Below are 12114 nucleotides of genomic sequence, written 5' to 3' on the forward strand. Positions count from 1 at the left end.
TATTAAACGATAAATTCTTGAATCAGCAATTGCCATGAAGAATTAATCATCTGCATCAGTTCAAGATGATTCACTTCTGCATTATTGATATAAACACAGACATACCCACAAAAATCATTGTTAGTTTTAGGTATTTTATAAACCATAGAGTTTTCTGTAATTTTAATTTTTGTATAGAGAATCTCATATTGATATTTATAAAGTAATTCTTGAACTAACGACGTGGTTTTTTCCTTGAGCAGGACACCATCAAATCCTTCCTTTATCACGCCATCTTTGGGTGCAACTAAATTTATAATAAATGCGCTGCCATTAGCCTGAGGTAGAGTCATGGTATCTGAATATCCCTGAATCAGATGATCAGCCCAAATTTTATGCAATGAAATATTAAAAACTTTAGCGGCCATCTCCCAGATGTGCATACCTGCCGGACGACGATTTGTCTCCACTAAAAAGGTTTCGCCTGTTGACGAGTTGAGTTTAATCTCGTTATGAAAAGCACCATAACGTTGACCAGATATTAAATTCATACTCTGCCCGGCTTTCATTAAAGCAAGCTGATTTATTGCAGGGCACTGCGCTGGCACAATTTGACCTAATTCCACCGGATACTCACCCACCTGATTCACTTTTTGCGTTAAAAGGTGAAGCGAGCCAACACCGTCGTATGAAAACTCTGAGTCAAACTCAATTAATTCTTCAGCGATAATGACGCTATTGGGAGTCGTCTGTAATGTTTCCTCATAAGAGGATTTCAATAGTTCATGATCCTTTACAATCTTCACACCAATATTGGCTCGTCCATCAACAGGTTTAATCACAACTCCTGATGCACATAACCCAAAGAAATCACTCAATTGTTCGTAGCTATTGATTCTGGCTAAGTTTGGAATGACGATATCCTGAGCCAATAAAAAACGTGAAAGCACCTTCTCCTGTTCTCTGAATTGCAGTTTGTTAATCCCTGCAAAGCTTAATACTGCGTCATCACCATATACATTCAGTTTTTTTGCAAGGGATGCAGCATGACCTGATACCGCATCCATAAATGGTAAAATACCAACACATTTCATTTCCAAGCTATCAATTAATTTCAATACCTCATCCTGATAATTAGGAGAAGAAACAGGAACATGGTAAACATGATCACACAACTTGCCTTCTTCTCCTGAAAGAAAATCACTGATGATAACCATATCCAGATTGTACTTGTCCTGAATATAATCTTTAATCAGTTTTATCTCATGAATACGAGATGGCAAATAATCCAGAACCAGAAGATATTTTTCAATAAACATATTGTTCCCTTTGAAATTAGTCGCTTGTTTTAAAATAACGAAATGGTTTAATAACTAAAAAAGATGCCACGACGAATAGAAAAAAGAGTAAGAAAATAAATTTATAATCAATTAATAATAATAGCCTCGCACAGATGAAACTGGCCAGGGGAACAGCCAGCTGATTAAGGACGAGTACGATACCAAGATAACGTGAAAATCCTTCTGCTGGTAAAAGCCTGGCTCGATAGAATCGAGAAAAGAGATTGAAACACCCTTCCGAACCGATAATAAATAAAAACCCTAACAAATAAAAATAGAAACTTTCCGCCATGCCTGTAATGAACAGGCCACAAGCTGCAATAAGAAAAGCACTCAACCCAACGGTTCGTATATGAAAACGACGAATTAATTTAGGGGCGATGAAGAACAATAAACAGTTTAACATACCCGCCAACGCTAAAGCTTTGGCATAACCTTGTTCTGGTTGATTAAAAACATCCGTAATCACATAAACAGCGGTCGATAACAAAGCACCTTGCATAACATTAACAAGGAAGGTAAGACTGATAATTTTCTTAAGTTCTCTGTTAGAAAAAATATAATAAATGATTTGCTTAAGTGAATGTTGTATATCTGACGATTTATTCGATATAGATTCAGTTTTATGGACAGACAGCCAGAGGAAAACACTAATAAAAAAAGGAATGGCTATAAAAATAAAAGTTTGTATTATGGAGAATTTTAAAGTGATAAAACCAACTAATACAGGCGCTGCGATATAAGTAAATTGCTCAACAAATTGAAGTTGAGAATAGATGGATGATAATTTATGCCCTGACACGGTTTGTGAGACAAAACCTTCAAGGTTTACATAACCCGCCCCACTAAAAAAAGACAAAATACACGCTATGGCAATAATCAAAACTATCACATATTGAGAATCAAAATAGGGATATCCAAAGTATAAAAATAGACAGACACCACCACGTATCAAATCACTAAAATAAAGCATTCTCAAAGGATGTATCTTATGCCCTATCCAGCCTGAAAGAGGCAATGATAAAACTCTGGTTAACCTTTCCAAGCCGAAAGCAAGTGAAGATAAATAAGCGCTATTGGTAGAGGTATACACCAGTACAGGCACAGCAAAAATAATAAATGCTTCTGAAAAGATAGAAAAAAAACGTGCCAAAACTATTCGTATGATCACTGATGTAACCTCTATCTATATTATTAATGGCGAGACTTAACGATATAATTACCCAATACTAAAAAGTCAATTCTCGTTTTCAAAAATGTCTTAATAGCATCTTCAGGGGAGCACACAATAGGTTCACTGTCGTTAAGAGAAGTATTAAGTACAACAGGTACACCGGTCAGTTTATAGAATGAACGAATCAATTGAGCATAACTTGCATTTGATTTTTCATCAACGACTTGTACACGGGCTGTACCATCCGCATGAGTCACTGCCGGAATGACATCTTGCTTATCCTGCCTTACATCCATTGCCAGCAGCATATACTGAGAGGCATCAGGAAGGCCACGCGAAATAAACCAGTCATTGGTATATTCCCTCAAAACACTTGGCGCAAAGGGGCGGAAAAATTCCCGGTGTTTGACTTTAAGATTCATTAAATCGCGAATATCTTTGTTTCTTGGGTCAGCCAGTAAGCTGCGATTACCCAGTGCTCTCGGGCCAAATTCCATGCGCCCCTGAAACCATGCAATAACATTATTATTCGCAATCAAAGAAGCCACTGACTCATGAACATTTTCCGATTTTTCCCACGTCAAATCATATTTTGACAGTGCTTCTTCATATTGTGAATCCGAATACTCAGGGCCAAGATAAGCATTCATCATCGGGGAACGTTCCTGATGCCCCATAATATGATGCCAAATGTACAATGCAGCACCAATTGCTGTACCAGCATCATGAGCGGCAGGTTGGACATAAATGTCATCAATATCGCATTTTTGATACAAGAGCTGGTTAGTAATGCAGTTCAATGCCACACCGCCAGCTAAACAGATATGCCGACTTCCCGTCACAGATAGATAGTGTTGCGCCATATTCATGACGATATCATCTGTAACAACTTGCAACGTAGCCGCTATATCATAATGTTCTTGGCGTAACTCATCGTCTTTATGACGTTGTGGTAAACCAAATAGCTCTTCCAGCTTAGAAAACGACTTACTGCGAAATTCCAGGATATTATTATCAATGGTGAACTGCCCTTCTGGCAGACATTTCACTATATCGGCAAACGGTTTTTTAAATTTTGTTGCCTCGCCATAAGCAGCCATGCCCATGACTTTACAAGCGTCATATTCGGAAAAGCCTAAATATTCCGAAATTTTTTCCCACATAAATCCTATTGAGTTTGGATAAGCGATGGTTGATAGTTTTGATATTTGATTATCTTTACCAATAAAGATACCGCTGGTGTTATCTTCTCCAATGCCATCAATAGAAAGAATTAACGATTCATTGAACCGAGAAGGGTAATAAGCTGAAGCCGCATGAGCTGTGTGATGTGCAACCCAGTGAAAATCACCACGGAAACCCATTTTATGCAGTTTCAACGGTACATTGGTGGTCTGACGATAAAACAGCTCTTCCCCTGATTCGGTAGCCCAATCATTAGGCTGTTTAACCTCATCAATATAGGCTGATTTATGTCTCTCTATAGGGTCAATCGAATAGCCAATACAATCAATATCAGACAATTGTATTTCTGCGAAAGAGAGAGCGGCCTGAATAGAGGCCAATGGCAATTCATCGGGATTGTCTAAATTTGCTGATTTACCATGCTTATGTCTGTTTAAACGTTCTTCTTCAATAGCGAAAATAACTTCACCATTTTTAATAAGGCAAACCGCCGCTTCATGGTATACAGAATTAATACCTAATATATACATATTGTAATCTCTTAATTCAACTTGAGTACTAAACAGCGCAAGCTACCACCACTTTTAAGATATTCGCTCATATCACACTTCACGACATTAAAGCCAAAATCATTAATTTTCTTCTCAACGTCTGGTGTACAGTCGTGCAATAAAATGTCTTTGCCAATAGGAATGTTATTACAAACGAATAACTCTTTTGCATCATGTTCAGAAACAGCAATGCGACGACTAAAATTATCTTCAATATATTTCTGGCTTTCTTGGGTAAATGCTTCCGGATAATAAATAATGGTATCTTTATCAATAAAAGAGAAAGCCAGTGCAACATGGAAAAATGTATTGTCTTGAATATGTAATTCGCCAAGAACTTTTAATTCAGGATAGGTTTCCCGGATAGCTTTGATGGCTTCTTTATCTGAGCGGGGACCAAACCCGAAAATAATGCTGTCTTCCCAATAGATAACATCACCCAAGCCTTCGAAATAAACACCCGGCTCTACACTGTGAATCTCAACACCTTCATTCTGCAAGAAGTCAACATAATGCTGTCTTTCACCCTGACGCTCAGGATGCCTGAAGTTACTTGCCAGGAATTTATTGTTGTGTATCATGCCACAGTCTCCAGCAAAGGTCATATCAGGCAAACCCTTAACTGGCTCAATGACTTTAACTTTCACGCCACGTTCAGTCAATCTGTCATAAACATAATCCCATTGCTTTTGTGCTAAAACTTTATCTACTTTGTTTTCTGTGTCCATCCAATCATTTATAACATACTCAATATCATAGAAGTCAGGTTTACACATTAGCAATTCATGAATCATATTATTTCCTCTTTTTAATTGCGCTACATTTACTATGAATATTAAAGATTCGCGAAAAACCTTCCGAATCACTTTGACTATAAAGATGACCACAATTATAAATAGCCATCATTGGATCATAAATTGAGGTATCAGAATAACGTGAAATGACATTCACATAATTTCTTCCAACTTCGAGATTTATGACACCATTAACACTCAAATTCATACTATCAATAAAGGCATTCAAGTGATCCATAAGCGGGTCATACCACAGCCCCGAATAGACCATTTCTGTCCATTTTTTATCAATAGTTTCTTTGAACCAGTTTTCGTTTCTATTCGAACAAAATAATTCTAATTGTTTATGCGCTGTAATTAAGATATGTGCCGCAGGAGATTGGTATATGGCTCTGCTCTTTAAGCCCACAATACCATCTTCAACCATATCAAAAACTCCCGTTAAATAATTACCACCAATGACATTCAATTCTTTGATAATTTGGTGAAGTTCTTTCTCTTCATTATTTAACTTAACAGGAATGCCTTTTTCAAACGTGACACTCACCACAATCGGCTCAGCATTATCCTTAGCGGTTCTGGTCACTACCTGTTTGACATCTTCAGGCACAACACGATCTGGATGTTCTAAATTGCCGCACTCTATCGTTAATCCCCACATATTCTCACTGGTTGAATAGGGATTATTACAGCCAAATTCTAAAGGTATGCCATAATTACATGCATACTCATAAGCATCTTTATCCGTATATGGAAAATTACGCAACGAAGCCAATGGTTTTTTACCAAGGATCTCGATATTCATATCCATTCTGGCCTGATCATTTCCACGGAATTGATGTGCTATGTAATCAACACCCAATTCTTCAGCAACTTCAACCGCAGCCTCAGCCAGCGCCGGACGGGATAATGCCGCGCTAAGATGATAACCATCCTGGTATACCGCATTAGCTTTAATAGCTTTGGCGATGATATTATGAGAAAATTCTGCCCGATAATCTTTATAAATAAAATAATCTGCTCCAGCGGCCATGCATTCTAATTCAATTTCTTCTATATCGCATATTTTCCCTTCATCGATAAATAAAGAATAAACGCTTTTAAAATTCTTTTTTAATTCTTTTATAACAAGAGGGTTGTAAAGTCTATTATAAAAAATAACAATAACACTATTAAAATTCATTAAATGTGCATCCTAATTCATATACAAGTTCTTTTAATTTATCGTCACAGAGGCTTTCTTCAATCAGCTCAGAAAAATTATGCTCCGCAAGCCATGTATCATTATAGATCGTATCGACATAACGCTCACCGCTATCTGGAATAACGACAACAAGATGATCGCCTTTATTGAAGAGATGTAGATTCTGTAATGCTGCTGCCAATGCACAAGCACCTGTTCCACCAATTAATATCCCTTCTTGCCGCGCTAATTCCCTTGCTGTTTTGAAGGCAGTTAAATCGGAAATTTTTATCGCATCATCAATATAGCTATCATCCAAGATACTTGGGCGGAATGCTAAACCCGCACCCTGTACAAAATATTTACCCGCTTCACCACCAAATATAATTGAACCTTGAGGCTCTACAGCAAATATCTTTGTTTCAGGGTTTACTGTCTTAATATATTTTGAAACCCCTGTGATAGTTCCGCAACTTCCTGCTGTAATAAAAATCCCATTTAATCGGTCTGAAAACTGATTGTAAATTTCACGCGCAGTTGAATGATAGTGCTCTATAGGGTTATCTTCATTCTCAAATTGCATCGGACTAAAAGAATTTGGATATAATTCAGTAATTTTCTTGGTTAATTCAATTCTATATAAGACAGTATCAATACCATCTTCAAACTCTGGCAAAAAAACAACATCAGCGCCATAAGCCTTTATTTTATCAACTTTTGCACTCGGAACCATCCGATCTAAGATGGCAATAAATTTATACCCTTTATATGCACATGCCATTGCTAACCCAATAGCAGTATTTCCTGATGATGGCTCAATAACAGTCATTCCCTGGCGAAGCAACCCTTTCTTTTCTGCCTTTTCCAGCATAGCGACGGCTATTCTGTCTTTGATACTTCCACCAGGGTTAGTCGTTTCCATTTTAAGATAGACTTTTACACCTTGTGTATTAGTTTTATTAAGTAATATACAAGGTGTATTACCTATTGTTTCTAAAATATTATTCGCTTTCATCATGTTATTCTCTATATAAGTTGAGCTTCTAATTTGGCTAACAACAACCGGTGCATACCGATTAGCTTGATAGATAAAATTCACGCTTTCTGGGAGCTTGAAAAGATTGGCATATTTTTCTATTTTTCCCTTCGCGCTTTTTATACTCAACTTTAATTCTCCCGGCTTATTGTCGTTATTTTCCACTCCGTACTTTTCCTAAAAATACATTAAGTTTCTCCTGATTTTTTTCAACTGTCATTTTTGCCAGTTGCCCGCTTTTATATTTCAAGCAAAGCTACAATGTGGAAAAAATTCAAGAGAAATATCCAGTATGAACTTACTCATTATTGGGAGCGGCTTTTCTCCCGTACATCATAAACTTAAAGCACTGGGTCACCGTTTATTCATCATCCCTGATCCATCTAAAAAAATGCCAGCTAACGAAAATGGCCTTTATGAGGCGATCCTATTCGTTCATGACGTCGACCATATTGAGCAGCTGGCAATCAAAATATGTTCTGATCCTATCCTTTTTAATATCAACCGAGTTATAGCATTCAATGAAAAATGGCAGCTAACAGCTACGCGTGTAGCTTCACGCACTAACCTGCCTATCATTATTGATGAGCATCTGGTTAATTTGACCGTTGATAAATATTCTATGCGCAAGCATCTGGAGCGAGCGGGTGTTCCTTCTGTCAAATTCGAGAAAATAACGCATTATCATGAGTTGGCAGATGCATTGCACCGTATTGGTTTTCCGGCAATACTCAAACCACTGTCGGGGGAAGCAAGCAAAGATATTTACCTGATTGAAGACGAATTCAGCTATCATCAAATTGCCTCTGCCCTGAAAAATAATTTCAACGAAGAATTTCTACTCGAATCATTTATTTATGGAGACGAATATAGTGTTGAAGCCGTTTCTTATCAGGGTCAGCATCATATTCTGGCGATTACCAAAAAATATAAAAATAAAAGGTTTATTGAAACAGGCCATGTTCTCCCTGCGCCACTGGCCCATGAACTGGAAGAACAGATAAAAACGTATATTCAAAAATTCCTTAGTGTCATGAATTTCAACAATTGCCCATCCCATACTGAAATAATTCTTTCAAATTCTGGCCCTGTCGTCATTGAAAGCCACACTCGCCCTGGTGGTGATAATATCTATCGCCTACTCGAGTTTTCCACTGGTATCGATTTAATGAATATTGTGGCGAAGATCAATACCGGCACTTTAGAAGAAGAAGATATAAAGAGAACAAAAAATCAATGCCATTCAGCTGTCTGGTATTCAATACCAGAAGGCGATTCTCATTTCATTCTTGAACATATTGAGGGATTAGAAGAAGCAAGAAAAATAGATCATATAGAGGATATTACGCTCCTTATACAACCGGGAGAAAATGCACGCCATGCAACAAATAGTTTTGACAGAAGTGCCTTAGCTATTGCAACAGCCCCAACGGCAAGTGAAGCATTGCACTCAGCGCAGCATGCATTATCTCAAATTAAATTCACCTATAGTTATCATTCTCCCAAAATGGAGGAAAATTAATTAATGGAAGATTTAACTTTTTCGCTCATCGCCATTGCGGGAACATTACTACTGGGAGCGATGAATCCAGGAGAAAGTTTCCTCCTTGTTGCTCGTACAACAGTAGCGACTTCTCGTATCAACGGTATTGCAACAGCATTAAGTATGGGAACCGGCAGTTTAATTTTTGCTCTCATTGCTATTTTTGGGTTGCAAGGAATTATTAAGGCATTCCCTGATTTCTATTTGTTTATTAGAATATTAGGTGGCTTATATCTCATTTACCTTGCTTATAAATTTTCTATTAAAAAGAAAAAAGCCATTGTAAATAATGGCAGTACAATAGTAGAACGACAATCTTTTTTACAAAGTTACTTTCAAGGGCTGATAATACAGCTCAGCAACCCTAATACAGCGTTAATTTTTGTCAGTGTATTTTCTGTATTATTAGGTCATGCCCTGACTTTAGGCATGTATTTTGTTTTACCTTCTATTGCCTTCATGATTGATTCATTATGGTATATTTTTGTCGCCATAGTATTATCATATCCCAAGCCCAGGAATACTTATCTCAACTACAAAATGTGGTTCGATTATCTGGCCGGAGCATTAATGCTATTTTTAGGTTTAAAAACATTATATGCCGCCTTAATTTTATAAAAAAACAAATGCCATCAATATCAAAATAATGACAATAAGGCTTGAAAACTTTAGGACAGCATTGATGGCTATTAATCTATAGCTTCGTCGTTATAAATTCTCTGTATTCTAATAAATAACTATACTGAATGGATTTCAAGATGCAGAGCACCGCAAAGGATCAGCAATTCATCAGGAAACATATTTTCCCAACCAAAGGTTGTAGATTGATAAATAAAAGTATACATCCCTGATAGTCTATATTATCCGGGATGTATACATCAGGCCCTGAGAAATACCTTCTGAGATTATTTTCCGCAAGTTTTTCTGGGCAAAAAACCCAGGGCATAGCTCTAATCCATTTACAGAAATTAACTAATTTAATGATGATACAAGTTACCCAAACCAGAATGGCAAAACGCTGACCGCCAATTTATTGATTCAATTGGCGGCCTGTTATCAAAAACCCAATAATGATTCAGTGGTGATTACAACAATATCTTCAGCATACGGCGCAGAGGCTCTGCCGCTCCCCACAACAGCTGATCCCCAACAGTAAATGCAGATAAATATTCCGGCCCCATATTCAGTTTGCGCAGGCGCCCGACAGGGGTATTCAACGTACCTGTCACCGCTGCTGGCGTCAGTTCCCGCATTGTCAGCTCACGATCATTGGGGATGACACGAACCCAATCATTATGCGAAGCCAACAGTGTTTCAATTTCATGGAGCGGGATGTCTTTTTTCAATTTCAGGGTAAATGCCTGACTATGGCAGCGCAATGCGCCAATACGGACACACAGGCCATCAATTGGAATAATATTATTGCCTGTGTTCAGGATCTTGTTGGTTTCGGCCTGACCTTTCCACTCTTCACGGCTCTGCCCATTTTCCAGCGCCTTATCAATCCATGGGATCAGGCTGCCAGCCAGAGGGACACCAAACTGATCCGTCGGCAATGCACCGCTGCGGGTAAAATCCGTGACACGTTTTTCAATATCCAGAATTGCAGAAGCCGGATCTTGTAACTCCCCAGCAACCTGCTGATGCAGCATTCCCATTTGCACCAGCAATTCGCGCATATGGCGCGCACCACCTCCGGAAGCCGCCTGATAGCTTGATACCGACGCCCATTCAACCAAATCATTGGCAAATAATCCCCCCAATGACATCAGCATTAAACTGACCGTACAGTTACCACCAACAAACGTTTTAATACCCTTATTCAGGCTGCTTTGAATGTGCTGATGGTTAACCGGATCGAGAATAATGACCGCTTCATCATTCATACGCAGGGAAGACGCGGCATCAATCCAATATCCCTGCCAACCCGTTGATCTCAGTTTAGGATAAACTTCATTGGTATAATCCCCGCCCTGGCAGCTAATGATAATATCCAGTGCGCTCAATGCGTCGATATCAAAAGCATTCTGTAATGTACCTGATTTACCAGTGCTATTTATTGCAAACTGCGGTGCAGATAATCCATGCTGGGACGTGGTAAAGAAAACCGGATTTATTTCGTCAAAATCCCGTTCTTCCATCATCCGCTGCATCAATACTGAGCCGACCATACCACGCCAGCCAATAAAACCTACGTTTTTCATCATATTTACCCTGTCTTGAAAGATGTTCGTCAGACACCGCTGACAGCACTAAAACTGACAAAATATAGCGAAAGGTGCAAGTATATTTATGAACGATGGCCGCCCTATTTTTACTTGGATGCGTTGGATATTTTCAGGCCTGTTTTTTCAAATCCATTGAAGTAGGTTTATAAATTCCAGAATAGATAAAATAGAAGGAAAAACCTACAGCAGAGCTGTAGGCTTATTGATTAGCGTTTCTTTTTCTTGCCTTGAACCGCCTTAAAACGCGGATTAGCTTTACAGATGACATACAACCGACCACGGCGGCGAACAACTTTGCAATCAGGGTGACGTTGCTTTGCGGTTTTCAGTGAACTCAGTACCTGCATGGGTCCTATCCTTCATTTATTTACTTATTTATTTATTTACTTAATTTACTTATTTATTTACTGCCAAAAAGCGGCCAAACCTTTTCTGGAAACGTTCCGTACTCCCCTCTTGCGAGACACTCCGTTGTTTACCGCTATAAAAAGGGTGCGATTCTGCTGAAACCTCGATTGTCACGTAAGGGTATTCCTTTCCCTCCAACGTTATGGTTTTCGGTGTATTAATCGTTGATCCCACTTTGAAATAAGCGTCAACACTTGCGTCATGAAAGACAGCAACCCGATAGTTAGGATGGATTCCCTGGTTCATAAAACTCTCAATTGCCATAAAATGTTACAATATAACATTACAATAAATCAACTTTCTGGTGCTGACAACTTTCTTTTGAACATTTTTATATCGTTTATCTTGAATGTGTTCGGTTCAGTGACAACCGGAATGAAGGGAAAAGGCCCGTTCTGTACCATCCGAAAGGCTTCTGCATCTGAGCGCCATTCAAACTGAATAAAAAAATAACAACAGCCAATATTGAAAATATGGTTAAACGTAAAAGCCAATCCTGTTTAGCCCCCAAAAATCTATAATTAAAATAAATGAATCAGTCCCATCTTATTCTGCGATATGCTTCAAAAAAGCCCTTTTTTCCTCGATTCACTTATTTCAAAAAATGTTTTAATTAAGTATTATTTAATAATCATTATCATATTGAGACAGCATTCTGATGGATCTTTTTTTTCAAAACTGCTTAGCTTTCCC

General features: G+C 38.2%; 11 protein-coding genes. 2 read left to right on the plus strand and 9 right to left on the minus strand.

All coding sequences use genetic code 11. The features are described 5' to 3' along the window. Positions 1-2: 2 nt before the first annotated feature. The 6 genes from Xsze_RS04240 to Xsze_RS04265 are packed head-to-tail and all read right to left on the minus strand — an operon-like array spanning position 3 to position 7407. Positions 3-1298 carry an ATP-grasp domain-containing protein gene (locus Xsze_RS04240; RefSeq protein WP_038239781.1) on the minus strand — a complete coding sequence of 432 codons (1296 nt, stop codon included), beginning with the start codon at positions 1296-1298 and terminating at the stop codon, positions 3-5. A gap of 16 nt (positions 1299-1314) precedes the next feature. Next, positions 1315-2472: an MFS transporter gene (locus Xsze_RS04245; RefSeq protein ID WP_244431829.1), complete on the minus strand. Its 1158-nt coding sequence runs from the start codon at positions 2470-2472 to the stop codon at positions 1315-1317. Between the two features lie 41 nt (positions 2473-2513). Next, complete coding sequence (locus Xsze_RS04250; protein ID WP_038239777.1) at positions 2514-4208, minus strand: carbamoyltransferase family protein; 1695 nt, start codon at positions 4206-4208, stop codon at positions 2514-2516. A gap of 11 nt (positions 4209-4219) precedes the next feature. Further along, positions 4220-5023 carry a dimethylarginine dimethylaminohydrolase family protein gene (locus Xsze_RS04255; RefSeq protein WP_038239775.1) on the minus strand — a complete coding sequence of 268 codons (804 nt, stop codon included), beginning with the start codon at positions 5021-5023 and terminating at the stop codon, positions 4220-4222. 1 nt (position 5024) lies between these two features. After that, positions 5025-6206, minus strand: coding sequence for an argininosuccinate synthase (argG, locus tag Xsze_RS04260; RefSeq protein WP_038239773.1), 1182 nt, complete (start codon positions 6204-6206; stop codon positions 5025-5027). Then, entirely contained in the window at positions 6196-7407 is a 1212-nt protein-coding gene (locus Xsze_RS04265; RefSeq protein WP_244431828.1) for a PLP-dependent cysteine synthase family protein, read from the minus strand. Before Xsze_RS04265 ends, argG begins: the two co-directional genes overlap by 11 nt. A gap of 127 nt (positions 7408-7534) precedes the next feature. On the opposite strand from Xsze_RS04265, the gene Xsze_RS04270 reads away from it, so the two are divergent. Together Xsze_RS04270 and Xsze_RS04275 are read left to right on the plus strand one after the other, a co-directional pair. Further along, a complete protein-coding gene (locus Xsze_RS04270; protein ID WP_038239771.1) occupies positions 7535-8764 on the plus strand; it encodes an ATP-grasp domain-containing protein in 1230 nt (409 codons plus the stop codon). Between the two features lie 3 nt (positions 8765-8767). Next, entirely contained in the window at positions 8768-9403 is a 636-nt protein-coding gene (locus Xsze_RS04275) for a LysE family translocator (RefSeq protein ID WP_038239769.1), read from the plus strand. 467 nt (positions 9404-9870) lie between these two features. Here the strand turns inward: Xsze_RS04275 and asd are convergent, their stop codons facing one another. The 3 genes from asd to Xsze_RS04290 form a co-directional block, all read right to left on the minus strand. After that, positions 9871-10989 (minus strand): aspartate-semialdehyde dehydrogenase, encoded by a 1119-nt coding sequence (gene asd / locus Xsze_RS04280; RefSeq protein ID WP_038239768.1) that lies wholly within the window; start codon positions 10987-10989, stop codon positions 9871-9873. 230 nt (positions 10990-11219) lie between these two features. After that, entirely contained in the window at positions 11220-11360 is a 141-nt protein-coding gene (gene ykgO, locus Xsze_RS04285) for a type B 50S ribosomal protein L36 (RefSeq protein WP_038239766.1), read from the minus strand. 49 nt (positions 11361-11409) lie between these two features. Beyond that, the gene (locus Xsze_RS04290; protein WP_038239764.1) at positions 11410-11667 is read right to left on the minus strand and encodes a type B 50S ribosomal protein L31; all 258 of its coding nucleotides are present in this window, start codon (positions 11665-11667) and stop codon (positions 11410-11412) included. Between the last annotated feature and the right edge of the window lie 447 nt (positions 11668-12114).

This window comes from Xenorhabdus szentirmaii DSM 16338, assembly GCF_002632585.1.
In the GTDB taxonomy this organism is placed as follows: Bacteria; Pseudomonadota; Gammaproteobacteria; order Enterobacterales; family Enterobacteriaceae; genus Xenorhabdus; species Xenorhabdus szentirmaii.